General features: G+C 71.9%; 25 protein-coding genes and 1 pseudogene. 8 read left to right on the top strand and 18 right to left on the bottom strand.

Translation table 11 applies throughout. The annotated features are described in order from the left end of the window. Window positions 1-4: 4 nt before the first annotated feature. Complete coding sequence (locus AB0A65_RS15520) at window positions 5-991, bottom strand: heavy-metal-associated domain-containing protein (RefSeq protein ID WP_359951725.1); 987 nt, start codon at window positions 989-991, stop codon at window positions 5-7. Then, the gene (locus AB0A65_RS15515; protein ID WP_359952218.1) at window positions 991-1,200 is read right to left on the bottom strand and encodes a heavy-metal-associated domain-containing protein; all 210 of its coding nucleotides are present in this window, start codon (window positions 1,198-1,200) and stop codon (window positions 991-993) included. The genes AB0A65_RS15520 and AB0A65_RS15515 overlap by 1 nt, the downstream gene beginning before the upstream one ends. A gap of 172 nt (window positions 1,201-1,372) precedes the next feature. On the opposite strand from AB0A65_RS15515, the gene AB0A65_RS15510 reads away from it, so the two are divergent. After that, window positions 1,373-1,750, top strand: a complete 378-nt coding sequence (locus AB0A65_RS15510; protein ID WP_359951723.1) for a helix-turn-helix transcriptional regulator — start codon at window positions 1,373-1,375, stop codon at window positions 1,748-1,750. Window positions 1,751-1,761: 11 nt separating this feature from the next. Here the strand turns inward: AB0A65_RS15510 and AB0A65_RS15505 are convergent, their stop codons facing one another. The 7 genes from AB0A65_RS15505 to AB0A65_RS15475 form a co-directional block, all read right to left on the bottom strand. Continuing rightward, window positions 1,762-2,280, bottom strand: coding sequence for a GNAT family N-acetyltransferase (locus tag AB0A65_RS15505; protein ID WP_359951721.1), 519 nt, complete (start codon window positions 2,278-2,280; stop codon window positions 1,762-1,764). Window positions 2,281-2,334: 54 nt separating this feature from the next. Further along, window positions 2,335-3,006, bottom strand: a complete 672-nt coding sequence (locus tag AB0A65_RS15500; protein ID WP_359951719.1) for a GPP34 family phosphoprotein — start codon at window positions 3,004-3,006, stop codon at window positions 2,335-2,337. 17 nt (window positions 3,007-3,023) lie between these two features. Next, window positions 3,024-3,614 carry an ATP-dependent Clp protease proteolytic subunit gene (locus tag AB0A65_RS15495; protein ID WP_359951717.1) on the bottom strand — a complete coding sequence of 197 codons (591 nt, stop codon included), beginning with the start codon at window positions 3,612-3,614 and terminating at the stop codon, window positions 3,024-3,026. Continuing rightward, window positions 3,611-4,240, bottom strand: coding sequence for an ATP-dependent Clp protease proteolytic subunit (locus tag AB0A65_RS15490; protein WP_359951715.1), 630 nt, complete (start codon window positions 4,238-4,240; stop codon window positions 3,611-3,613). Before AB0A65_RS15490 ends, AB0A65_RS15495 begins: the two co-directional genes overlap by 4 nt. Before the next feature lie 131 nt (window positions 4,241-4,371). Next, complete coding sequence (locus tag AB0A65_RS15485) at window positions 4,372-4,776, bottom strand: hypothetical protein (protein WP_359951713.1); 405 nt, start codon at window positions 4,774-4,776, stop codon at window positions 4,372-4,374. A 259-nt stretch (window positions 4,777-5,035) separates the two neighbouring features. Further along, entirely contained in the window at window positions 5,036-6,022 is a 987-nt protein-coding gene (locus AB0A65_RS15480; RefSeq protein ID WP_359952217.1) for an aldo/keto reductase, read from the bottom strand. Between the two features lie 69 nt (window positions 6,023-6,091). After that, a complete protein-coding gene (locus AB0A65_RS15475) occupies window positions 6,092-7,108 on the bottom strand; it encodes a zinc-dependent alcohol dehydrogenase family protein (RefSeq protein WP_359951711.1) in 1,017 nt (338 codons plus the stop codon). 151 nt (window positions 7,109-7,259) lie between these two features. Here AB0A65_RS15475 and AB0A65_RS15470 point away from each other — a divergent pair, with 151 nt between their 5' ends. Continuing rightward, a complete protein-coding gene (locus tag AB0A65_RS15470) occupies window positions 7,260-8,159 on the top strand; it encodes a helix-turn-helix transcriptional regulator (RefSeq protein WP_359951709.1) in 900 nt (299 codons plus the stop codon). On the opposite strand, the gene AB0A65_RS15465 is transcribed toward AB0A65_RS15470, so the two are convergent. Continuing rightward, the gene (locus AB0A65_RS15465) at window positions 8,142-8,810 is read right to left on the bottom strand and encodes a TetR/AcrR family transcriptional regulator (RefSeq protein ID WP_359951707.1); all 669 of its coding nucleotides are present in this window, start codon (window positions 8,808-8,810) and stop codon (window positions 8,142-8,144) included. The two genes, AB0A65_RS15470 and AB0A65_RS15465, sit on opposite strands and share 18 nt — an antisense overlap. Before the next feature lie 86 nt (window positions 8,811-8,896). Here AB0A65_RS15465 and AB0A65_RS15460 point away from each other — a divergent pair, with 86 nt between their 5' ends. Continuing rightward, the gene (locus AB0A65_RS15460) at window positions 8,897-11,023 is read left to right on the top strand and encodes an alpha/beta fold hydrolase (protein WP_359951705.1); all 2,127 of its coding nucleotides are present in this window, start codon (window positions 8,897-8,899) and stop codon (window positions 11,021-11,023) included. A gap of 70 nt (window positions 11,024-11,093) precedes the next feature. Here AB0A65_RS15460 and AB0A65_RS15455 read toward each other — a convergent pair whose 3' ends face one another. From AB0A65_RS15455 to AB0A65_RS15445, 3 genes are all read right to left on the bottom strand, one after another. Further along, a complete protein-coding gene (locus AB0A65_RS15455; protein ID WP_359951703.1) occupies window positions 11,094-11,672 on the bottom strand; it encodes a hypothetical protein in 579 nt (192 codons plus the stop codon). Window positions 11,673-11,864: 192 nt separating this feature from the next. Then, entirely contained in the window at window positions 11,865-12,140 is a 276-nt protein-coding gene (locus tag AB0A65_RS15450) for a hypothetical protein (RefSeq protein ID WP_359951702.1), read from the bottom strand. Then, complete coding sequence (locus tag AB0A65_RS15445; protein ID WP_359951700.1) at window positions 12,133-12,465, bottom strand: hypothetical protein; 333 nt, start codon at window positions 12,463-12,465, stop codon at window positions 12,133-12,135. The genes AB0A65_RS15450 and AB0A65_RS15445 overlap by 8 nt, the downstream gene beginning before the upstream one ends. Before the next feature lie 154 nt (window positions 12,466-12,619). Between AB0A65_RS15445 and AB0A65_RS15440 the strand changes: the two genes are divergently transcribed. Continuing rightward, window positions 12,620-13,450, top strand: coding sequence for a helix-turn-helix transcriptional regulator (locus tag AB0A65_RS15440; protein ID WP_359951698.1), 831 nt, complete (start codon window positions 12,620-12,622; stop codon window positions 13,448-13,450). A gap of 4 nt (window positions 13,451-13,454) precedes the next feature. Continuing rightward, entirely contained in the window at window positions 13,455-13,622 is a 168-nt protein-coding gene (locus AB0A65_RS15435) for a DUF397 domain-containing protein (protein WP_359951696.1), read from the top strand. Here AB0A65_RS15435 and AB0A65_RS15430 read toward each other — a convergent pair. The 5 genes from AB0A65_RS15430 to AB0A65_RS15410 form a co-directional block, all read right to left on the bottom strand. After that, on the bottom strand, window positions 13,610-15,655 hold the full coding sequence (locus AB0A65_RS15430) for a substrate-binding domain-containing protein (RefSeq protein WP_359951694.1): 2,046 nt from the start codon (window positions 15,653-15,655) through the stop codon (window positions 13,610-13,612). The genes AB0A65_RS15435 and AB0A65_RS15430 overlap by 13 nt on opposite strands. A gap of 181 nt (window positions 15,656-15,836) precedes the next feature. Further along, on the bottom strand, window positions 15,837-16,868 hold the full coding sequence (locus tag AB0A65_RS15425; RefSeq protein ID WP_359951692.1) for an SDR family NAD(P)-dependent oxidoreductase: 1,032 nt from the start codon (window positions 16,866-16,868) through the stop codon (window positions 15,837-15,839). Window positions 16,869-16,899: 31 nt separating this feature from the next. Continuing rightward, window positions 16,900-18,177 (bottom strand): hypothetical protein, encoded by a 1,278-nt coding sequence (locus AB0A65_RS15420; protein ID WP_359951690.1) that lies wholly within the window; start codon window positions 18,175-18,177, stop codon window positions 16,900-16,902. Beyond that, entirely contained in the window at window positions 18,174-19,409 is a 1,236-nt protein-coding gene (locus AB0A65_RS15415; protein ID WP_359951688.1) for a HAMP domain-containing sensor histidine kinase, read from the bottom strand. The genes AB0A65_RS15420 and AB0A65_RS15415 overlap by 4 nt, the downstream gene beginning before the upstream one ends. After that, the gene (locus AB0A65_RS15410; RefSeq protein WP_359951686.1) at window positions 19,409-20,098 is read right to left on the bottom strand and encodes a response regulator transcription factor; all 690 of its coding nucleotides are present in this window, start codon (window positions 20,096-20,098) and stop codon (window positions 19,409-19,411) included. Before AB0A65_RS15410 ends, AB0A65_RS15415 begins: the two co-directional genes overlap by 1 nt. 115 nt (window positions 20,099-20,213) lie before the next feature. On the opposite strand from AB0A65_RS15410, the pseudogene AB0A65_RS15405 reads away from it, so the two are divergent. The 3 genes and pseudogenes from AB0A65_RS15405 to AB0A65_RS15395 form a co-directional block, all read left to right on the top strand. Next, window positions 20,214-20,660, top strand: a pseudogene (locus tag AB0A65_RS15405) (DUF2064 domain-containing protein); the annotation flags it as partial. 165 nt (window positions 20,661-20,825) lie between these two features. Beyond that, entirely contained in the window at window positions 20,826-21,515 is a 690-nt protein-coding gene (locus AB0A65_RS15400) for a glycosyltransferase family 2 protein (protein WP_359952216.1), read from the top strand. Then, entirely contained in the window at window positions 21,512-22,291 is a 780-nt protein-coding gene (locus AB0A65_RS15395; RefSeq protein ID WP_359951684.1) for an MTAP family purine nucleoside phosphorylase, read from the top strand. Before AB0A65_RS15400 ends, AB0A65_RS15395 begins: the two co-directional genes overlap by 4 nt. The last annotated feature ends 3 nt before the right edge of the window (window positions 22,292-22,294 follow it).

Below are 22,294 nucleotides of genomic sequence, written 5' to 3'. Positions count from 1 at the left end.
GCGTCTAATTGTCGTCGTGCGAGGGCTCGTCGGCGTCGTGGCCGTGCGGTTCCTCGCTGGTGGCGTCCTCGACCGGTTCGGTGCCGTCGGTGTCGAGGACGAAGGGCGCGGTGTGGACCTGGCCGTCGACCTGGAAGTCCAGGTAGAGGAGGTACCGGCCCTCGGTGGGGGCGGCGGTCGCGAACACGATCTCGGGCCCCGACGTGGTGCCCGGCTCGGGCTCGTCGCCTTCGGGGTGGACGTGCAGGTAGCCGAGGTCGCCTTCGCGCAGGGCCACGAGGTGGCCCCAGGCGCCGAGGTACGGCTCCAGGGCGGTGACGGGCGCGCCGTCCTGCGTGACCTCGACGGTGAGTTCGGTGGTCGTGCCCGCGGCGAGGTCGCCGGTGAGGGTGACGTCGAAGCCGTCGACGCTGGCGGTGCGGGTGACCGGGTTCTCGGCGCGCGGCGCGTAGTCCCCTGCGACCTCGACGGTCCGCGAGAGGGTCACGTCGAGATCCTCGGCGGCGTCGCCGGGGACGAAGTCGGCGAAGACGCGGTAGGTGCCGGGCTGCTCCCAGGACCAGGGCAGGGACCAGGTCTCGCCGTCGAACTCGGGGTGGACGTGCCGGAACTCGGCGCCGTCGGCGCGGACGACGATGAGGTGCAGCCGCTTCTCGTGGGACTCGGTGTACTCGGTGAGGGCCTCGCCGCCGGGGGCGGTGATCGCGAAGGCGAGGGTGCCGTCGGTGCCGGTCCCGGCGGGTGCGGCGACTTCGCTGAGGACGTAGCCGTCCTGCTCGATCGAGAGGCCGCGGACCGGGTCGGCCTCGTGGCCGCCGTGGTCTTCCATGCCGCTCTCCGTGTCCATGTCCATGTCGTGCTCGGTGTCGGTGTCTTCGAGGCGCTGGTCGACGGCGCTGTCGGGGACGACGTTCGCGGCGACCGCGTACGCGCCCCCGAACAGCGCGGCGAGTCCGAGCCCGAAGGCGCCGAGTCGGACGGGGGTCTTCATCAGATCCGCACCGCCTTGTACCCGGCCTCGTCGACGGCGGCGATGACCGCGGCGTCGTCCACGTCGGTGTCGCTCGTGAGGACGAGCTTGCCGGTGGCGGCGCTGACGTCGATCTTCCCGACGGGGCCGATCTTGCCGACCTCTTCGCGGACCGACATCTCGCAGTGGCCGCAGGTCATCCCGGTGACCTGGTACTCGATGACGCTCATGGCGGCTTCCTCTCGCTCGATCATACCCCTGGAGGGTATCTCCTCGTTCTGAATTTATACCCCCTAGGGGTATCGAGTCAACAGGCGGGTCCCAGTTTTCTCAAGGAACCCTCGGATTGCGCCTTCAGCGGAACCGGTGGAAAACCCCGGGCGCGCCGGAATACGGTGAACCATGGCTGAGACTTCCCCGAACCCGGTCACCGCGCCGGAACAGCACCGACCGACGCCGCCGAGCCCGGCTCCCAGCGAGCCCCTGTGGCGCGACGCCCTCGGCGAGCAGCTCCGATCCGCCCGCCGCGACCGCGGCGAGACCCTGAGCGAGACCGCCGACCGCGCGGGCATCTCCCCGCAGTACCTCTCCGAGATCGAACGCGGGATGAAGGAGCCGTCGAGCGAGATGATCGCCGCCGTCGCCGGAGCCCTGGAGACCACCCTCGGCGACCTGGTCCTCCAAGTCGCCGAACGCATCCTCCTCGACAGGTCCACCGTCGACCGCGCCGGCACCCCGTCCGGACCGGTCTGCCGGGCCGCGTACGCGCTGGCGGCCTAGGGCGCGTCGGGTCAGGGCCTCGGCAGCTCGTAGCGGTCCAGGCCCTGGTCCTGGTCGACCCCTGCGGGCGTGAAGCCCGCCTTTTGCAGCACTCGCACCGACGCCGGGTTCGCCGGTTCCACCGTCGCGAACACCAGCCGCACCTCGGGAGCCTTGAACGCCTGCGCCACGAGCGCCCGCACGGCCTCCGGGGCGTAGCCGCGCCCGCGGCGCGACGGCGCGATCCCGTACCCGAGTTCGACCGCGCCCGCCTTCGGCGGCCAGAACAGGCCCAGCGCGCCCACGACCAGGCCGCTCGCCCGCTCGACCACCAGCCGGTGCCCGAACGGCCCCAGCCATTCCGGCTTGGCCGCGACGAGCGGCGCGATCGACCGGTCGCCGTCGGCGGGGAAGTCCTCGCACCAGTCGTCGCGGCGGCCGCCCTCGACCACCGCGACCGCCTCGCCCTGAGTCCACGCGCGCAGCACGAGCCGTTCCGTCTCCAGAGCCGCCGCGCCGCCCGTCACCGGGTCGCCGGAAACATCGTCCATCCGCACACGGTAGGCCCGGGCCGCCAAGTCCCGCAACCCTTCAGGGCCCGGCCGCTACTGGGTCGCGATGGTGACCGCGGTGGCGGCCGCAGCGGCCGCGACCGCCGCGTTCGTGGCGGTGATCGCGTTCCGCACCGCCTCCGCGGCCCACTGGCCCTCCACGACGGCCCTGGCGCGCCTGTCGAGCTCGGTCCACTTGAGCTCGTCGTACTGGAGCACCTGGTGCAGGCTCCCGCTCGCCGAGAGCAGCGCGATGAGCGCGCCGGTCCGTGCGTCGGGCTCCTCGCCGCCCACGAGCACGGCCTTGACGCGCCCGCGCAGCTCCTCCTCGTGGGCGGCGTCGGCCGCGGGCCACGTGGTCGAGCGGAACAGGCCGAGCACCTTCTTCGTGTCGCGCCGCACCAGCCCCTTGTCGACGAGGCGGTCGGCCACGCGCGTGCGCAGCTTCGTCCCGATGAGGATGAGCAGCTCGTTCACGGTGCGCGGCTTGGGGGCGACGACCGCGTACGCGTCGGCGAGCAGGTCGTCCTCCGGGGCCGCGCCCTCCACGGCGTGGACCTTCGCGGTCGAGAACGCGCCCTGCTTCTCCTCGAAGCGCACGTCCCCGGCCAGCGCCAGGTCCATGAGGACCGCCCCGCCGAGCGGGTAGTACAGCGTCCCCTCGCCGGCGATGTAGCCCTTCTCGTCGTCGAGCAGGAGCAGCAGCAGGTCTTCGACAATCAGCATCCGGCGAGTCTATGCGGTCACTGCGCCTCCAGGATGTTGTCGACCAGACCGTAGGCCTTCGCGGCCTCGGGCGTGAAGACGCGGTCCCGGTCGGTGTCGATGCGCAGCTGCTCGGCGGTCTGCCCGGTGTGGCGCGCGAGGATCTGCTCCATGCTGTCGCGCACCCGCACGAGCTCGTCGGCCTGGATGATGAGGTCCGGGATCGTGCCGCGGCCCTGGCCGCCGGGCTGGTCGAGGACGATGCGCGCGTGCGGCAGCGCCGAGCGCATCCCCTCGGTCCCGGCCGCGAGCAGGACCGCGCCGACGCCCACGGCCTGGCCGACGCACAGCGTGGCGACCTTCGGCCGGATGTAGCGGAGCGTGTCGTAGACGGCGAGCATCGCGCTCGGGTCGCCGCCCTCGCAGTTGATGTAGAGGTTGACGTCCTTGTCGGGGTTGGCCTCCTCCAGGTGCAGGAGCTGCGCGACGAGCGCGTTGGCGACGCCCGCGTCGATCCCGGTGCCCAGGTAGATGATGCGTCCGGACAGCAGGTGCGAGTAGACGTCCATGACGCGCTCGCCGCGGCCGCCCTGGTCGACGATGACGTTCGGAATCATGTAGCTGCTCACTTCGTGCCCCTCTCGGCCGCGACGCGCAGGCCGATGCCCGGTCGCTCTTTCGGCGTGATCTCCTCGAACGAGGTGACGGTTCCGTCCACGAACCCGTACTCGCGGGCCTCGTCGGCGGTGTACCAGCGGTCGCGCAGCGAGTCCTCGAAGATCCGCTCGACGGTCTGCCCGGTGTCCTCGGCGATGAGTTTGAGGACGGTGTCCCTGGTGTAGCGCAGGTCGTTGGCCTGCAACTCGATGTCGACGGCCCCGCCGCCGATCCCGGCCGACCCCTGGTGCATGAGGATGCGCGCGTGCGGCAGCACCTTGCGCTTGCCCCGCGTCCCGGCCGAGAGCAGGAACTGGCCTGCGCTGCATGCGATCCCGAGGGCCAGGGTCGCGACGTCGCACGGCACGAGCCGCATCGTGTCGCGGATGGCGAGCATCGCCGGGACCGATCCGCCGGGGGAATGTATCCACAGTGAGATATCGCTGTTCGGGTCGTCGATCGCCAGCGACAGCATCTGCGTCGCCAGGAGCGTCCCGTTGTCGTCGTCGAGCACCCCGTCGAGCACGAGCACGCGCTGCTGGTACAGCTCGCGCCTGACCCGCTCGGAGAACTGCTGCGGCCTGTTGTCTTCGCTCATGCCCCAACCTTCTCCACTCCCGCTCCTCCCCCGCAACGAGATCCGCCCTGAGCAGATCCGCTCTGAGCAGCGCGACCGCCGCGGGAGTCCTCTCGGGCTCCCGCGGCGCGGCGGTTCGGATCGGGGTGCGGCTAGGCGTTGACGGCCGCGGTGATCTTGCGGGTCATCTCGGCCATGACGGGGCTCGGCGCGCCCTTGTGGGCGCGGTTGGCGGCCTCGACCGCGACGCCGACGACGGTGCGGAAGTTCTCGGCCTCGGCCGGGTCCTGCGCCTTCAGGATGGCGACCGACTCGGCCAGCGCGGGCAGCACCTGGTCGGCGAGGGACGCCGCGGACTTGGCCTTGAGCTTGAAGTCGCCCTTCTTGGAGGCGAGCACGTGGCCGACCTCGCCGGTGGCGGAGGCGAACGCGAGGGTCCCGTCGGTGGCGACCTTGTGGGCCGATCCGGCGATCCCGGCGTAGGAGAGGAGGGTGACGGCGCCGAAGGCGGCGGTGCGGATGACGGTCTTGTCCTGGGCGGTCAGGTTGACGCTCATGTTCTTGCTCCTTGCGTGTCTCACCGGGCGTTTCCCGTTGATGGAGCAACTATCGGGGGCCGCCCTGACGGACCGCTGACGCGAGCCTGACACCGACTCGGGCTGCCGCGGACCTCCTGTCAGTCGATCAGGATTTTTCACCCGTTGTCCGTCATGGAAGACATCCCGGTGCGTTCTTCTTACAAGCGAGCCGGTCGGACGTCCACCAGCGAACGGCCGGCCCGCCCTCTCGTCTACCGCCCGACCCTGCACGGCTGATTCAGAGGTCGGTCATCTTCTCCATCTCCTCGGAGTAGCGACCGCCGCGGATGCGGACCTGGGACGCGGCCCGTTCGATCGCGTCCAGGTCGTCGGGCGTCAGGTCGACGGCGGCGGCGCCGAGGTTCTCGGCGAGGCGCTCGGGCCTGCGGGTGCCCGGGATGGGGACGAGCGCGGGTCGCTGCGCGAGGAGCCAGGCGAGGGCGATCTGCGCGGTGGTGGCGCCCTTGGCGGCGGCGATCCCGGCGAGGAGGTCCACGAGGACCCGGTTCGCTTCGCGCGCTTCGGCTCCGAAACGCGGGATGCTGTTGCGGATGTCCCCTTCGGCGAAGGCCGTGCCCGCGTCGACGGCGCCGGTGAGGAAGCCCCTCCCGAGGGGGCTGAACGGGACGAGTCCGATGCCGAGCTCGTCCAGGACCGGCAGGACTTCGCCCTCGGGGCGGCGCCACCACAGGGAGTACTCGCTTTGGAGGGCGGCGACGGGCTGCACGGCGTGGGCGCGGCGGATCGTCGCCGCCGATGCCTCGGAGAGTCCGAAGTGGAGGACCTTGCCTTCGGCGATGAGGTCTTTCACCGCGCCGGCGACGTCCTCGATGGGCACGTCGGGGTCGACGCGGTGCTGGTAGTAGAGGTCGATCCGGTCGGTGCGGAGGCGCCGCAGCGAGCCCTCGACGGCCTCGCGGATGTGCTCGGGCCGGGAGTCGGTGCCGTTCGCGTCCCCTTCGGGCCCGATGTCGAACCCGAACTTGGTGGCGACGGCGACCCGGTCGCGCACGGGCGCGAGCGCCTCGCCCACGAGCTCCTCGTTGACGTAGGGGCCGTAGACCTCGGCGGTGTCGAACAGGGTCACGCCCCGGTCGACCGCACCGCGGATGAGTGCGATGTGGTCCTCGCGGGTGCCCGAGGGGCCGTAGGCGTCGCTCATCCCCATGCAGCCCAGGCCGATCGCCGAGACCGTCAGGCCGTCACCGAGGTTCCTCGTCTCCAATGTGCTCACTGGCCGCTCCTTCGGTCGGTCCCGGGCGGGATCGGGGTCCGAGCCCGGGATCGTGCCATCCTACGGCTGGAGGAGGACCTTGACGGCGCGGCGCTCGTCCATGGCCTTGTACGCCTCGGCGACGTCGGCGAGGGGCAGGGTGAGGTCGAAGACCTTGCCCGGCTGGATCTCTCGGCGCCAGATCAGGTCGATGAGGTCGGGCAGGTAGCGGCGCACGGGGGCGGGGCCGCCGTGGAGGTGGACGCCGGAGAAGAACAGCCCGTCGCCGGGGAGGGCGACGCCGTGGGCGACGCCCACGTAGCCGACGTGCCCGCCCGGGCGGGTGGAGTGGATCGCCTGCATCATCGACTCCTGCGTGCCCACGGCCTCGATGGTCGAGTGGGCGCCGAGGCCGCCGGTGAGCTCCTTGACGCGGGCGACGCCCTCCTCGCCGCGTTCGGTGACGATGTCGGTGGCGCCGAATTCGAGGGCGAGCTTCTGGCGGTCGGCGTGGCGGGACATGGCGATGATCCGCTCGGCGCCCATCTGCTTCGCCGAGAGGACGCCGAGGAGCCCGACGGCGCCGTCGCCGACGACGGCCACGATCTTCCCGGGCCCGGCCTGGGCGGCGTCGGCGGCGAACCAGCCGGTGCCGAGGACGTCGGAGGCGGCCAGGAGGTGCGGGATGAGGTCCGCGTCGGGCGTCCCGGGGGTGGCGACGAGCGTGCCGTCGGCGTGGGGGACGCGCGTCAGTTCGGCCTGGGCGGTGCCCATGAACTCGCGGTGCACGCAGTGGGACTGGTACCCGGCCTTGCAGATCTCGCAGGTGTTGTCGGAGGTCGCGAAGGAGCCGACGACGAAGTCGCCGACTTTCACGTTCTGAACGTCCGCGCCGATCTGCTCGACGACGCCGACGTACTCGTGGCCCATCGGGTGCGGCTCGCCGACGGGTTCGATGCCGCGGTAGGGCCACAGGTCGGAGCCGCAGACGCAGGTCGCGGCCAGGCGGATGACCGCGTCGGTGGGCGCGGTGAGCGCGGCGGCCGGGACTTCCTCGAAGCGGACGTCGCCGGGCGCGTGGATGACGGTGCCGTACATGGTCGATCTCCCTCGGGTTCGGATCGGGGCGGACTCGGCCGCCCCCGACATCATCGATCAAAGCGCGCCCGCCGGCCTGGTGGAACGCACTCTTGAGGGGTGTACTGGGAGGGCACCTCTCGGGGGCGCGGGGCGGCGTAGCGTCGTCGGCGTGGACTACCGGGACGAAGTGCGCGAGTTCCTGACCTCGCGTCGCGCGAAGCTCACGCCCGAGCAGGCGGGCCTGCCCGCCGGGTCGAACCGCCGCGTGCCGGGCCTGCGGCGCGCCGAGGTGGCCGTGCTGGCGAACGTGAGCGTCGAGTACTACGCGCGCCTCGAACGCGGCGGCCTCGCGGGCGCCTCCGACACCGTCCTGGACTCCCTCGCCCGGGCGCTCCGGCTCGACGAGGCCGAGCGCTCGTACCTGTTCGACCTGGCGAAGGCCGCGGGGCGCAGCCCGCAGGTGCGGCCGCGGCGCCGCGCCGCCAAGAACTGGACGCCGCGGCAGAGCCTGGTCCAGCTGCTCGACGCCATCGGCTCCCCGGCGATCGTCCGCAACGGACGGCTCGACATCGTCGCCGCCAACCGGCTCGGGCGGGCCTTCTACGACGACCTCTACGCGAGCGCCGAGCACCCGCCGAACTTCGCGCGGTTCACCTACCTCGACACCGAACGCTCCCAGCGGTTCTACCCCGACTGGACGACCGCCGCGGACATCAACGTCGCGATGCTCCGCGCCGAGGCCGGCCGCGACCCGTACGACAAGGGCCTCCAGGACCTCATCGGCGAGCTGTCCACCCGCTCGGAGGAGTTCCGGACCCGCTGGGCCGCAAGGAACGTGCGCATCCACGGCAGCGGCCGCAAGCACGTCTGCCACGCCGTCGCGGGCGACCTCGACATGGCGTACGAGGAGCTCGAATTCACCGCCGAGCCCGGCCTGGTCCTGCTGGTCTACACCGCGGAGCCCGCCTCGCCGTCCTTCGAGCGGCTGCAGCTCCTGGCGAGCTGGAGCGGCACCGAGTACGAAGCGCCGCAGGCGAAGGAGCAGACCTCCTTACCCGACCAGCCCTGAGAGGAGCCTGGCGAGCGCGGCGGTCCGCCGCTCCTCCGCGGACCCGGTCGGGACGGCGAGGTCGCCCAGCAGCTCCGCGATCCGCGGGTGCTCCCCCGACGCCGCGACGTGCCCGAGGTAGACGGCGGCGTGCTGCGCCCGGATACCGGCGGCGCGCTCGTTCATCGCGAAGGTGGCGACGACGGCGTTCAGCAGCGCGTAGACCTCCAGCTTGGCGCGGCCGTCCCCCGGCCGGTCGGCGAGCAGCCCGAGCACGTGGTCGAGGACCGCGACCCCGTTCGGGCCGAGCGAGGGGCGGGTGAGCACCAGCTCGGGCAGCCACTCGTGCCGGGCCATCACCCCGTGCAGGCCCTCCCCCACCGCCACGAGATCGCCGACGAGGTCCCCGGTGGGCTGGGGCAGCTCGACCCCGGCGGCGGTGGCGTCGACCATGAGGTCGAGCAGGTCGTCGCGCCCGGAGACGTAGCGGTACAGCGAGGCCGCGCCGGTGCCCAGCTCCTCGGCGACGTTGCGCATCGAGACCGCGTCGAGCCCGCCCCGGTCAGCCACCGCCAGCGCGGCCGCGGTGATCTCCGGGCGGCTGCGGACCGCGGGGCGGCCGGTGGCGGCCCGTTCGGGGCGGAGCCAGATCGGCTCGTCGTAGTCGGCCACGTCACTCCTCCATCGTTTGCGAACACTGTACCCGAACGCTAGACTTCGGGAACACCGTTCGCGAACTCGCTCATCGAGGAGGAGCCATGAACCAGGACCAGTCCCCGCCCCCCACTCCCACCGGTTACGCGGAGAACGGCGGGGTCCGCATCGCCTACGAGGACCTCGGAGGCGCGGGCGGCGAGCCGCTCCTCCTCGTCATGGGCGCGGCGGTCACGCGCTTCTGGTGGCCGGACGGCTTCGTCGAGGCGCTCATCGACCGCGGGTTCCACGTGGCGGCCTTCGACAACCGCGACTCGGGCCAGTCCACCCACTTCCCCGCCTCCCCGGCGAAACCGGTGACGGCGCTGTTCCGCAAGGAGGTCCCGGCATACACGGGCGAGGACGTCGCCGACGACGCCGTGGCGGTCCTCGACGCCCTCGGCTGGGAGTCCGCGCACCTCTTCGGACACTCCAACGGCAACCTCCGGGCCCAGCGGATAGCCCTGCGCCACCCGGCCCGGGTCCGCAGCCTCGCCCTGTCGGCCGGGGTCTCCTCCGACGCGGGCCGACTGAAGCTCCTGCGCTACATCCACTTCGGCTTCGTCGCCAAGATGGCCCGCCTGCGCTTCCCCGACACCCCGGAAGGCGGCCTCGCGATGAGCCTCGCGGTCTCCCGCTCCCTCGCCTCCCCCGGGTTCCCCTTCGATGAAGAAGAGGCCCGGTCCCGCATTAGAAAAGACGAGCACAGCCCCGTCCGCGACCCCAACACCATGGGCCGCCAACTCGGCGCCCACTGGTCGGGCCCCGCCCTCGACTCGATCCGGGTCCCCACCGTGGTCCTCCACGGCGACAGCGACCAGCTCCTCCGCACCACCGCCGCAAAGGACCTCGCAGCAGCGATCCCAGGAGCCCGCCTCGTCGTCACCCCGGGAGTCGGCCACGACCTCCCCGGCCCGATGTACGCGGTCTACGCGGAGGAGGTGCGTCGAAATGCCGACGCGGCCCGCTCGCACGCGGCCTTACCGTCTGGCAGGCCGGAAATCGGGTTGTCTGAACCGATTGCGGCGCAACTGCACTCGACAAGCCGCCCGAACTACGACATCATATCGATCGGCAGTGTTTGCCCGGCTCGTCCCAACCCCGGACAGGCCGCCCGCGAAAGGACCGACGACTTGACGAACAGACAAGACGGGACCCGCAGCAGAAAGGGCCTCATGTTCACCGCCGCATTCGCGGCGGCCGCGCTCGTGCCCGCAGGGATCGCGCTGGCGGACGGCGACGCGGAACTTGATGCCGACGAGGGGGCCGCGGCCACCGCGATCGAGCAGCACGGGCAGCTCTCCGTCTGCGGCACCACCCTGTGCGGCGAGACCGGGGAACCGGTGCAGCTCACCGGCATGAGCACCCACGGGCTCCAATGGCACGGCGACTGCGTCAACGACGCCTCGCTCGACGCCCTCGCGACCGACTGGAACGCCGACATCGTGCGCATCTCGATGTACGTCCAGGAAGGCGGCTACGAGACCGACCCCGCGGGCTACACGGCCCGGGTCAGCGGCCTCATCGACGACGTGACCTCGCGCGGCATGTACGCCCTGGTCGACTGGCACATCCTGACCCCGGGCGACCCCAACGTGAACCTCGAAGCGGCCCAGACGTTCTTCGCCGAGATCGCCGCCGCGCACGCGAACAATTCGGGCGTCCTCTACGAGACCGCGAACGAACCCAACGGCGTGGCCTGGCCGCAGATCAAGAGCTACCACGAGCAGGTCGTCCCCGTGATCCGCGAGCACGACCCCGACAGCGTCATCATCCTCGGCACGGCGGGCTACTCGTCGCTCGGCATCAACGAGGGCGGCAGCGCCGCCGACATCATCGCCGACCCGGTCGAGGCCGAGAACATCATGTACGCGTTCCACTTCTACGCCGCCTCGCACCGCGAACCGTACATCGAGGCCGTCGACAGGGCCGCCGACCAGCTCCCGATCTTCGCCACCGAATGGGGCACCCAGACCTACACCGGCGACGGAGAGAACGACTTCGCCATGTCGCAGCAATGGGTCGACATGATGGCCGAGAACAAGATCAGCTGGACCAACTGGAACTTCGCCGACGACTGGCGCTCCGGCTCGGTCTACACCGAGGGCACCTGCCCCGACGGCCCCTACACCGGCACCACCAACCTCAAACCGGCCGGCGTCTGGATCCGCGACCAGATCCGCGCCACCTGACCCGCCACCGCGAACGGGGCGGGCCGCGATCGAACGAGGCGTTCGAGCCGTGGGCCCGCCCCGTTGGCGTCTACCACCAGCACCGCACGAAGAAGTCGTCAACGCGGGCCATCTTGAAGTTCCCGGCGCCGCCGCCGTTGAGCGTGACCCAGTACTGGAGCCGGACGGTCCCCCCGTACACGGTCGGGGTCGTCCCGAACCCGATCGCCTGGTAGTCCCCGGCGTTCAGCTGGTGGCGCGAGGAGTTGCGCAGATGCCAGTCGTAGCCTCCGGTGTCATTGGGGTCCAGCGCCCACACGTCGAGGGTCATGACCGTGTCGTCGGTACTGGGCTTGACGTAGACCTCGCCCGCGCACTGCCCGGCCGACCTCGGGAACTCGACGTAGCGGTTGAACGAGGCGCCGCCGGTCTCGGCGGTCAGCCAGCCGTTGTTCGCGCCGGTCCGGGCGAGCCCGCGCTGAATGTCGTAACCGGTGTTCCCGTCGTACCAGGTGCTCCAGCTCCACCGGTCGTCCGGGTTGTCCTCGAAGCTGTCGAAGTAGGTGGTGTCCTGCGCCTGGGCCGGACTGGTCATCACCGCCACCGAGACCAGTGCGGACAGCACCACCCCTGTGGCCCGCAGGACCGTTCCCCTGATCGCCATCGCCATTCACTCTCCTCAATGGAAGGTAATGTCGACAGAATGATATGAGCGCGAATCGCGCCGGCACCCCGGCGAGCGGTTTTTCTGCTGTCGCATTGGCGACAGGGCGTTGCAACCCGACGTAGCGGGCCGGTCGACCTTCCACCAAAGGTCGACCGGCCCGGGCGAAGCCGCAGCTCGGCTTCGCGGGGAGAAAGCTCAGGTGTTCTCGGGCTTGGCGATCAGGCGGCGGGCCTGGGTGAGGATCCAATCGCACCAGGCGTCGCCCTGCCAGGTGCCGACCCATTCGGGCACGGCCTCGTCCTCATCGAAGAACCGGCAGATCTCGCGCGGTCCGGCGCCGTCGTTGCACTCGATCCGGTACTCGCGCGGACCGAGCGGGTGCCCGCCATCGTCGGGACCTATCAGGAAGAGCGCGAAGACAGCTGGGCCCCTTCGGAAGTCGCCGAGCCATCCGTCATCGAGTTCACCCATTGCAGTGCCTGACGTCGCCGCCGTTGCGACGGTCCTCGATGCGGTGGCCGGTGTAGAAGACCTTGAACGCGGCGTCCTCGACCCAGACCTTCCAGTCGGGCGCGAAGGTCCGCCACTCCTGCCCCCATGTGGCATGCAGGTTCCCGGAGTTGATGCCCGAGACGATCAGGACCAGATCGGCCGGGTTCCGGGTCACGCTGACCTGGAACGAGTCCGGCGCCACCGGTCCTGAAGCGCGGACCGTGAAGTCGGTGTGCCCGTCGCTGAATCGCCCGCGCACCAACGCATCGGGCACTTCGGGTGTGCCTTGGAGCGTGTCCGCCATGCTGTGCCTCCTTTGAGTCGGATGTCCTCGGCAAGCTCAACACAACATAGGCGCAGGTCAACGCGACACGCAATGTCCTCATTCCTCCCGCGGGATACCTGGTGCAGGAATCCTGCAGTTTCGGAATGTCACATCTTCATGGCACCATGTCACGATGGCAGGCGAGAACTTCCTTCAAAGAGACCTTGGCCGGACACTCATGAAGTACCGCAAACGGAAGGGGCTGACCAAGGAGCAGGCGGTCTGGTTCCTCGGTACATCCAAGACCACCCTCGACAGCTACGAAAGCGGAAAACTCCAAAATCCGGAGCCGGGAATCGTCGCAGACTGGCTGGGACAATACGGCGCGACACAGGAGATCATCGACGACGCACGAGCCAAGGCCAAATGGATCCGCCAGGGCAATCCGGCGAGCTGGCTTGAGCAGGCTCCGACAGGGTTCAGTCAGTTCATCGGGATCGAGCTGATAGCCGAGATGATCCGCATCTATGAAGACGGCCACGTGCCCGGTCCATTCCAGACTTCGGCCTATGCCGATGCCGTTCTCGCAACGAACCCAAACCTCATCCTTGAACAGCGCCGCGATGCGGTCGGATTCCGGATTCAGCGCGGCGAGTCGCTGTTCTCACGGCCAGGCGGCCCGCCCCAAATTCAGGCGGTCATCCCAGAACGCGCCCTCACCGTGTTCCGGGGCACCGATATATATGAAGAGCAGGTCGAGCACCTCCTCGACCGAAACCGCCTCGAAGGGGTCAACATCTTCATCGTGCCCGGAGACACCACATACGCTTCGCGCGGTTGGACCTACCAGATCATGACCTTCGCCGACCCCAAGGACCCCGCGGTGGTCTACCAGGAGAACCTCTTCGGCGGCCACTACGAGGCGGACAAAGTGAAAGTCGAGATGTGTAATACGCTCTTCTCAGCCACACTCCCGGTGGCCTTGGGGCTAGAAGAGTGGAGAGAGACCAGTGCTGACAGGTGATTGGATGAAGTCCTCTCGAAGCGGCAACACGGGCGGGAACTGCGTCGAGGCACGCGGCCACGCCGGCATCGTCCAGGTCCGCGACACGAAGCTGGGCGAGCGGTCGCCGATTCTTGACGCCACCCCGGCGGACTGGCGCGGTTTCCTTACGGCCGTTGGTCAGTCGAGGTAGCCGGAGTCGATGAGCAGTTCCTGACTGTGCTCGGCATCGACCGCCACCGGGTCGACGAGCACGGTCGGGACTGCACCGGTGTCGTCGGTATCGGGTTCGCCGCCGTCGAGGACCGTGGCGACCAGGTCCACTGTGGCTTCAGCCAGGGCGCGGGGGTCGGTGAAGACCGTCATGGCCTGGCGGCCGTCGGTGAGGTACGGGAGCGAGTCGGCGTCGGGGTCGTGCCCGACGACCAGGGGCATGGCGAGGCCGTGGGTCTCGATCGCGTCGATGAGGGCGGCGGTGATGCCGTCGAAGGGCGAGAGCAGGACGTCGAGGCTGGACCCGGCGGGATAGTAGGTCTCCAGGAGCTCGGTCATGCGGTCCCGGGCGATGGCGGGGTCCCAGTAGTCGGTGGCGACGTCGTCGAAGTCGGTCTCGCCGGAGGGCACGATGAGGCGCCCGGCTTCGACGTAGGGGCGCAGGACGTCCCAGGCGCCGTCGTAGAAGACCCGGGCGGTCGGGTCGAGGGCGTTGCCCGCGAACAGTTCCAGGGTGAACGGTCCGGCGCCGCTGTCCAGGCCGAGGGACGCGATGAGGTATTCGGCCTGGAGGACGCCGACTTTCGATAGATCCGAGCCGACGTAGTAGTCGGCGGCGGGGTCGTCCCCGACGGGCCGGTCGTAGGCGACGACGAGGACGCCCGCGGCCCGGGCGCGGTCGAGGACGTCCGCAGCGGCGTCGGCGTCGATCAGTGAGACGACCACCGCGTCGACCTCGTCGGCGATCATGCCTTCGAGGTGGGCGATCTGCGATTCGCGGGTGCCGTCGGCGTACATCAAGTCGACGTCATGGCCCGCGGCCTCGAAGTGGGCCGTGAGCTGCTCGCCGTCGAAGTTCCAGCGCGGTTCCTCGTTGTAGGGCAGCGAGATCCCGATGCGCTTCGTGCCTGGATCAGAGCCGCCGGAGGGCGTGTCGTCGCGGTCGAGCAGCGTCCAGAGCGGGACGGCGGCGGCCCCGAGCACTACGGCACCACCGCCGATGAGGAGCGCGCGCCGTCCCATGCGCGGGCGCGGTTCCGGGCCCGGTGCGGCGAGGACGGTCGTCCCGTCCGCGGGGGGCCCGTACCCCGACCGGTCGGCGCGCCCGGGCGTGAAGCCCGGCGCCGCACCGGGGTCGGCGTAGCCGGGGCCGGCGTTCGGGTCGACGCGGGTCGGCTCGGGGCCGGGGTCCACGCGGGTCGGGGCCTCCGCTGCGAGGGCGGCGAGGCGGTCGCGGACTTCGCCGGTGCCCGGGCGCGACTCGGGAGTCTTGGCAAGGCACGCCTCGATCACCTCGCGCAGGCCGCCGGGGACGCCGTCGAGGCGCGGGGGTTCGCTGATGACGCGGTGGATGACCGCCGGGACGGTCGAGGCGTCGAAGGGCCCGCGGCCGGTCGCGGCGAAGGCGAGGACGCAGCCCAGGGCGAACACGTCACTGGCGGGCCCCGCAGTGTCGGCGGTGATCTGCTCGGGCGACATGAACCCGTACGTGCCGAGGACCGTGCCGGTCCCGGTCAGGGTGCTGGCGTCGACGGCCCGGGCGATGCCGAAGTCGATGATGCGGGGGCCGTCCTCGGCCAGGATCACGTTGCTGGGCTTCAGGTCGCGGTGGACGAGCCCGCATCCGTGGATCGCGGTCAGGCCCTCGGCGAGGCCCGCGCCCAGGGCGGCGCCGCGGGCCTCGTCCAGCGGGCCGTCGCGGACGACGGCCTCGCGGAGGGTCGGGCCGGGGAGGTACGCGGTGGCGAGCCACGGCCGCTCTGCCTCCGGGTCGGCGTCCACGACGTGCCCGGTGCGGTCGCCCGCGACCCGGCGCGCGGCCTCGAACTCGCGCGCGAACCGCTCGCGGTACTCCGGGCTGTCGGCGAGCTCGGGGTTGAGGAGCTTGACGGCCGCCTTGCGCCCGTTCGGGTCCTCGCCGAGGTACACCTGGCCCATCGCCCCCGCGCCGAGCCGCGCCGTCAGCCGGTACGGGCCGATCCGGGCCGGATCGCCTTCACGCAGTGGCTCCATGGGTGACCGTCCGATCCGATGCGGGTGTGCAGGGCATGTGAACGCGACACGCTACGGGGCGTCGGCCATCGTTCCGTCCCACATCGGTCCCACCCCGGCCGGACCGGCGCGCGGGCCTCGCCGCCGTCGCGATACCGAACGGTAGCAACGGGTCACGGCCGGGCGCGGATCAGCCCGCGAGTCAGCGGAGCGGGTCGTGGGCGAAGGCGGCCATGCCTTCGGCGAAGCGGATCGAGGCGCGGAAGCCGAGGTTCTCGGCTGCGAGATCGGGGGCGGCGACGATGTGGCGGACGTCGCCGAGGCGGTACTCGCCGGTGACCACGGGGTCCGGGGCGGCGGGGAATCCGGCGGCGAGGGCTGTTGCCATGTCGGCGATGGTGTGCGGTTCACCGGAGGCGATGTTCGCGGCGCCGGTCCAGTCGGTGTCGAGGGCGGCGAGGTTGGCACGGGCGACGTCGTCGACGTGGACGAAGTCGCGGGTCTGGGCGCCGTCCTCGAAGACTCGGGGAGCGCGGCCGGATTCGAGGGCGCTGCGGAAGATGCTGGCGACGCCCGCGTAGGGGGTGTCGCGGGGCATGTGGGGTCCGTAGACGTTGTGGTAGCGCAGGGCGCAGACGGGCGAGCCGGACTCGCGGCCGTACAGGGCGGACAGGTGCTCGGTGTGGACCTTGGTGGCGGCGTAGACGTTCCGGGGATCGAGCGGGGCGTCCTCGGTGACCGGGGCCCAGGCGAGGGCCGCGCCGCAGGCGGGGCAGCGGGGCTCGAAGCGGCCGGCGTCGAGGTCGGCGGCGGTGCGGGGGGCGGCGCGGACGTCGCCGTGCGCGGGGCAGCGGTAGCGGCCCTCGCCGTAGACGACCATGGAGGAGGCCACGACGAGCCGCCCGGTGAAGGAGCGTCGCCACAGGGCCCGCAGGAGGTTCGCGGTGCCGCCGTCGTTGTCGGCGACATAAGCGGACACGTCGTCGAAGTCGACGCCGAGGCCGACCCGGGCGGCCTGGTGGCAGACCGCGTCGACGCCCTCGACCGCGCGGCGCACGGCGTCCTCGTCGGCGAGGTCGCCGACGATCAGCTCCGCGGAGTCGGGCAGGTAGTCAGGGGTCTCCTTGTGGGCCGCAAGGGAGTCGAGGACGACCACGTCGTCGCCGCGGGCGGCGAGGAGGCGGCAGACCGCGCCGCCGATGAACCCGGCGCCGCCGGTAACCAGTACGCGCATGCGTTCGCCTTTCTCTGGTGCTGTTGGTGGTTCACCACTGCACGCGCAGTGCGGCGGCGAGGACGACGGCGACTCCGAGCTGGACCGCCAGCCACGCCCGGGGGCGCGGGAGGGCGCACCCGGCGAGCAGGATCAGGGGCATGAACGGCTGCCAGATCCGCTCGGTCTCGGCCGAGGACATGCCCGACAGGTCCGCGACCGCGACGGCCGCGAGGCACGAGCCGACGACGATCCACATGCGCCGGTCCCGCAGCCGCGAGAGCGCGACCGCGGTCGCCGGGCCGAGCGCGAGCGCGAGGACCGCGAGGTTCGCGAGCAGGAAGTACCAGTACCCGCGGATCGCGGCCACGCCCGCGTAGTAGCGCACGCGCGTCGCCTGGAGGCCGTCGAGCCACCAGTACCCCCAGGCCAGCGGGGCAAGGACCACGGCGGCCGCGAGCGCGCCGCCGCCGAGGAACACGCCCCAACGGCGGCGCCACACGGCGACGACGAGGACCGGGATCGCCAGCAGCGCAGCGGAGAACGACAGCATGAGCGCCGCGCCCGCGAGGAGCCCCCCGGCCGCGGTGAGGACGGCGGCGCGGGCGCCGGTGCGGTTCGTGGCGAGGACCAGGCACGCGACGGCGGCGAGGGTGACGCCCGCGAAGACGAGGTCGGCGGTGTTGTGCCAGTAGGCGGCCGGGGCGATGACCAGGAACGGCGCGGCGCGGCGGGCGAGGCGCTCTCCCGCGACGTCGCGGCCGATCGCCAGCGCGGCGAGGGCCGCGGCGGCGACGCCGAGCTGGATCACGGTGTTCTGGAACAGGAGCCCGGATAGGCCGAGACGCTCGGCGCCCCAGAAGAACAGGACGAGGCCGGGCGGGTGGGACTGGAAGTGGATCGGGTAGGCCCCGTCGAGCTGGAGCTGCGTGTAGTGCGCCAGGAACGCGGCGGGGCCGCCCGCGTCGTCGATGAGGTGGATGTTGCCCGCGTAGTGGTGGTCGAGGTCGGTCCAGGTGCGGGGGTGGGAGTGGGCGACGGTGAGGGCGAGGCTGAAGGCGACGGCGGCGAGGGCGGTCGCGGCGGCGGTCCACCGCCAGCGCCAGCGTGCGGCGGCGGCCGGGAGGAACGCGATGAGGAAGGCGCCCAGGGCGATCGGGGCGAGGAGCGTGGCGTCGAGGTGGGGTTCCCAGCTGCCGAACAGAGGCATCGCGCCGAGCTGGTGGCGGCCTTCGGTGACGTCGAGTTTCACTTGGCCGAGGACCCAGGCGAGGGCGAGGAGCAGGGCCCAGCCGGTGAGGACGGCGGCGGTGCGGGCCTTGACCGTCACCGGCGGTCCCCGGCGGGCAGGCGGACGGTGAAGCGGCAGCCGCCCGCGGTGTTGGCGACGGTCACGGTGCCCGCGTGGGCTTCGATGAGGCCGCGGCTGATCGCCAGGCCGAGGCCGCCGCCGCGCTCGTCGCGGCGCCGGGCCTCGTCGCCGCGGAACGCGATGTCGAACACGCGGGGCAGGTCGGCCTCGGGGATGCCGCCGCATTCGTCCTGGATGGACAGGACGGCGGCGCCGGGGGCGGCCTGGGCCTCGATGAGGACCGTGCCTCCGGCGGGTGTGTGGCGGATGGCGTTGTCGAAGAGGTTGTCGAGGGCGCGGCAGCATTCGCGCGCCGAGACCTCCGCGTCGGGGAGGGCGGTGAGCCGCTCGATGACGCGGACGCCCTTGAGGTCGGCGGCGGCGCTGGCCCCGGCGAGGGTGTCGGCGACGGCGTCGCGCAGGTCCACCTGCTCGCGGCCGAGCCGGAGCGTGCCGGAGTTGATGCGGGAGAGCTCGAACAGGTCGTCGACGAGCGCGGAGAGCCGTTCGGCGTCGGTGCGGATCTGGGCGTGGTAGCGCTTGACGGCGGCGTCGTCGTCGACCACGCCGTCGTCGAGGGCCTCGGCCATGGCGCGGATGGTCGCGAGCGGGGCGCGGAGGTCGTGGGAGACCCAGGCGATGAGTTCGCGCCGTGAGGTTTCGAGGGCGCGTTCGCGCCGCTGGGACTCGTCCAGGCGCCGGGAGACGTCGGCGAGTTCTCCGGCGAGGGCGGCGAGTTCGCCGGGGCCGGTGACCGCGGGGGCGCGTTCGGCGGCGATGCGGCCGTGGCCGTCGACCATGGTGCGGGCGTACGCGCCGACCTGTTCGGCGCCGGCGCCGATGTCGTCGCCGAGCTGCCAGGCGGCGCCGAACGCGACGCCGGAGGCGACGATGAGGACCACGAACAGCAGCACTAGGTCGTGGTAGGAGATGAACATCGCGAGCGCGGCGGTGACGACGCCGGTGGCGGCGACCAGGACCGAGGAGAGGGCGACGGTCATGGTCTGGACGCGGGCGCCGCGGCCGCGGAGGCGCCGCAGGACCAGGCCGCCGACGACGCCGGCGAGGGCCGAGGCGACCGCGGCGGTGACGACGAGGACGGCGATGTCGCGGGGCGGGAAGTCGAAGGCGACCGCGAGCGCGGAGGCCGCGGCGAGGGCGACGGCGAGGATCAGCAGCGAGCCGACCCGCCGGTTGGTCAAGTGCCGCATCAGGACTCCCACCGGTAGCCGACGCCGCGGACGGTGGTGAGGTGGCGGGGCGCGGAGGCGTCGTCCTCGATCTTCTCGCGCAGGCGCCGCACGTGGACGGTGACGGTGGAGGTGTCGCCGATGCTCCAGCCCCACACGGTTTCGAGGAGCTCCTCGCGGCGGAAGGCGCGCCCGGGGCTGGTCAGGAAGCACACGAGCAGGTCGTACTCCTTCGCGGTGAGGTCGAGGGGTTCGCCGCCGCGGGTGGCGCGGTGGGCGACGGTGTCGACGGCGACGCCGCCGCCGGTGAGGACCGCGGGCGCCGGGTCCTTGGGGGCGGTGCGGCGCAGGACGGCGCGGACGCGGGCGGCGAGCTCGCCCGGGGAGAACGGCTTGGTCACGTAGTCGTCGGCGCCGAGGTCGAGGCCGGTGATGCGGTCGGTCTCCTCGCCGCGCGCGGTCAGCATGACCACGGGGATCGCGGTGGCCTCGCGCAGGCGCCGGCACACCTCGAAGCCGTCGAGGCCGGGCATCATCAGGTCGAGGACGACCAGGTCGGGGAGGGTGGCGAGGGCCCGGTCGAGGCCGGTGGCGCCGTCGGCGGCGTAGTCGACGTCGAAGCCGTCGCGGCGCAGGTAGCGGGCGACGACCTCCGCGAGGGCGGGGTCGTCGTCGACGACCAGGACGCGCGGGTCGGCTCGGGAGGTCATGGGTGCAACGATGCCCGATACGGCGGCCGTCCGTCACGCGACCTGCCGAGACTTTCGCGAACCGTAAGGATCGAGCGGGCCTGGAAGCGCCCTGTGCGCAACTAGCATCGGCCAGATGCAGCGGACCCGTCTCCTCGTCATGGCGAAAGCCCCGGTCCCGGGCCGGTCCAAGACCCGGCTCACGCCGCCGTTGACTCCTGCGGAGGCCGCGGCCGTCGCGGAGACGGCGCTCGCCGACACCCTGGAGGCCGTGGCCCGGTGCGGGGCCGACCGGCTGCTGCTGGCGCTCGACGGGCAGCCGGGGCCGTGGCTGCCGCCGGGGTTCGAGGTGTTCGCGCAGGTGGAGGGCAGTTTCAATGAGCGGCTCGCCGCGGCGTGGGCGCACGCGGGCGGCCCGGGGCTCCAGATCGGCATGGACACGCCGCAGGTGACGCCGGAGCTGCTGGACGCGGCGCTGGCCGTGGTCACCGAGGGTGCGGACGCGGCACTGGGCCTCGCCGAGGACGGCGGGTGGTGGGCGCTGGGCCTGGCCCGGCCGCATCCCGAGGCGTTCGCGGACGTGCCGATGAGCACCGGCGACACGGGCCGGCTCCAGCGCAAGCAGTTGGAGGCGCTGGGCCTGGAGGTCGCGGAGCTGCCGGTGCTGCGGGACCTCGACGACGCGGCCGATGCTCGTGCAATCGCGGCGTTCGCGCCCGGGACGCGGACCGCGGCGCTGGTGCGGCGGCTGCTTCCAGTGGTCGACGTGGTCCTGCCGGTCCTGGACGAGCGGGACGCGATCCCGTGGGTGCTGGAGCGGATGCCGGAGGGGTACCGGCCGATCGTGGTCGACAACGGCTCGACCGACGGGTCCGCGGAGGTCGCCGCGGGCCTCGGCGCGCGGGTGGTGGCCGAGCCGCGGCGCGGTTTCGGCGCGGCGTGCTTCGCGGGGCTCTCCGCGGCGACCGCGCCGGTCGTGGCGTTCATGGACTGCGACGCGTCCCTGGACCCCGCGGACCTGCCCGCGGTGTGCGCGCCGGTCCTCGCGGGGGAAGCGGACCTCGCGTTGGGCGCGAGGCAAGCGGACGACGGTGCGATGCCGCTGCACGGGCGCCTCGCCAACCGGTACCTCGCCCGGCAGGTCGAGCGGACGTGCGGCGCCCGCGTCACCGACATCGGGCCGATGCGCGCGGCCCGCCGCGAAGCGCTCCTGAAGCTGGGGACCGCCGACCGGCGCTCGGGCTGGCCCCTGGAGATGGTCCTGCGGGCCGGGCTCGACGGGTGGCGGATCGCGGAGCTGCCGGTCCCCTACCGGCCCAGGGTCGGCCGCAGCAAGGTCACGGGCACCGTCGGCGGGACCCTCCGCGCCGTCAAGGACATGCGGGCGCAACTGGCACGGGCCAGGGCCGCCGCGCGAGCGAACAGGAGCGATGCATGAACGACCTCCCCCGCGCCGACGTCGGCGTCTTCGGCGGATCAGGCTTCTACACCCTTGGGGCGCAAGCGGAGACCTTCGCCATCGCGACCGACTGGGGGCCTCCCTCGGCCCCGGTCTCCGTCACTGAGATATCGGGAGTCCGGGTCGCGTTCCTGCCCCGCCACGGCGCCGGGCACCGCCTCCCGCCCCACAAGGTCAACTACCGGGCCAATGTGGACGCCATGCGGCGGCTCGGCGTGCGCGCCCTCGTCTCCCCGTTCGCGGCGGGATCGCTGCGGCCCGAGATCCGCCCCGGCGACTTCGTCGTCTGCGACCAGGTGGTCGACCGCACCTGGGGCCGCGAGTCCACCTTCCACGACGAGTTCGCGGACGGCCCCGTCCACATCCCGTTCGCCGAACCGTACGACCCGCGGCTGCGCCGCATCGTCCTCGACGCCGCCGCCGCAGTCGGCGTGACCGCGCACGACGGCGGCACCGTCGTCGTCGTCAACGGCCCGCGCTTCTCCAGCCGCGCCGAGTCGCGCTGGCACCGCGAGTCCGGCTGGCACGTCGTGAACATGACCCAGTGCCCCGAGGCGCCGCTCGCGATGGAGGCGGGCCTCCCGTTCGTCGGTATCGCCCTGGTCACCGACTACGACGCCGGGCTCGACGAGGACCCGGACGTCGAACCGGTCAGCCAGGACGCGGTCTTCGCGGTGTTCGAGGCGAACCTCCACAAGGTCCGCGAGCTCATCGACGCCGCGACCCCGGCGCTGGCGGACGTAAGCGAAACGTAAGGA

Source organism: Glycomyces sp. NPDC047010 (assembly GCF_040644205.1).
Classification (GTDB): Bacteria; Actinomycetota; Actinomycetes; order Mycobacteriales; family Micromonosporaceae; genus Glycomyces.
Note: the sequence above shows the minus strand (reverse complement) of the source record. Positions and strands in the feature narration are given on the sequence as shown.

Excerpts from the sequence above, each read along its gene's own strand:
- AB0A65_RS15520 (WP_359951725.1), bottom strand. The coding sequence starts at position 991 with ATGAAGACCCCCGTCCGACTCGGCGCCTTCGGGCTCGGACTCGCCGCG.
- AB0A65_RS15515 (WP_359952218.1), bottom strand. The coding sequence starts at position 1,200 with ATGAGCGTCATCGAGTACCAGGTCACCGGGATGACCTGCGGCCACTGC.
- AB0A65_RS15510 (WP_359951723.1), top strand. The coding sequence starts at position 1,373 with ATGGCTGAGACTTCCCCGAACCCGGTCACCGCGCCGGAACAGCACCGA.
- AB0A65_RS15505 (WP_359951721.1), bottom strand. The coding sequence starts at position 2,280 with ATGGACGATGTTTCCGGCGACCCGGTGACGGGCGGCGCGGCGGCTCTG.
- AB0A65_RS15500 (WP_359951719.1), bottom strand. The coding sequence starts at position 3,006 with ATGCTGATTGTCGAAGACCTGCTGCTGCTCCTGCTCGACGACGAGAAG.
- AB0A65_RS15490 (WP_359951715.1), bottom strand. The coding sequence starts at position 4,240 with ATGAGCGAAGACAACAGGCCGCAGCAGTTCTCCGAGCGGGTCAGGCGC.
- AB0A65_RS15485 (WP_359951713.1), bottom strand. The coding sequence starts at position 4,776 with ATGAGCGTCAACCTGACCGCCCAGGACAAGACCGTCATCCGCACCGCC.
- AB0A65_RS15475 (WP_359951711.1), bottom strand. The coding sequence starts at position 7,108 with ATGTACGGCACCGTCATCCACGCGCCCGGCGACGTCCGCTTCGAGGAA.
- AB0A65_RS15460 (WP_359951705.1), top strand. The coding sequence starts at position 8,897 with ATGAACCAGGACCAGTCCCCGCCCCCCACTCCCACCGGTTACGCGGAG.
- AB0A65_RS15455 (WP_359951703.1), bottom strand. The coding sequence starts at position 11,672 with ATGGCGATGGCGATCAGGGGAACGGTCCTGCGGGCCACAGGGGTGGTG.
- AB0A65_RS15450 (WP_359951702.1), bottom strand. The coding sequence starts at position 12,140 with ATGGGTGAACTCGATGACGGATGGCTCGGCGACTTCCGAAGGGGCCCA.
- AB0A65_RS15445 (WP_359951700.1), bottom strand. The coding sequence starts at position 12,465 with ATGGCGGACACGCTCCAAGGCACACCCGAAGTGCCCGATGCGTTGGTG.
- AB0A65_RS15440 (WP_359951698.1), top strand. The coding sequence starts at position 12,620 with ATGGCAGGCGAGAACTTCCTTCAAAGAGACCTTGGCCGGACACTCATG.
- AB0A65_RS15435 (WP_359951696.1), top strand. The coding sequence starts at position 13,455 with ATGAAGTCCTCTCGAAGCGGCAACACGGGCGGGAACTGCGTCGAGGCA.
- AB0A65_RS15430 (WP_359951694.1), bottom strand. The coding sequence starts at position 15,655 with ATGGAGCCACTGCGTGAAGGCGATCCGGCCCGGATCGGCCCGTACCGG.
- AB0A65_RS15425 (WP_359951692.1), bottom strand. The coding sequence starts at position 16,868 with ATGCGCGTACTGGTTACCGGCGGCGCCGGGTTCATCGGCGGCGCGGTC.
- AB0A65_RS15415 (WP_359951688.1), bottom strand. The coding sequence starts at position 19,409 with ATGCGGCACTTGACCAACCGGCGGGTCGGCTCGCTGCTGATCCTCGCC.
- AB0A65_RS15410 (WP_359951686.1), bottom strand. The coding sequence starts at position 20,098 with ATGACCTCCCGAGCCGACCCGCGCGTCCTGGTCGTCGACGACGACCCC.
- AB0A65_RS15395 (WP_359951684.1), top strand. The coding sequence starts at position 21,512 with ATGAACGACCTCCCCCGCGCCGACGTCGGCGTCTTCGGCGGATCAGGC.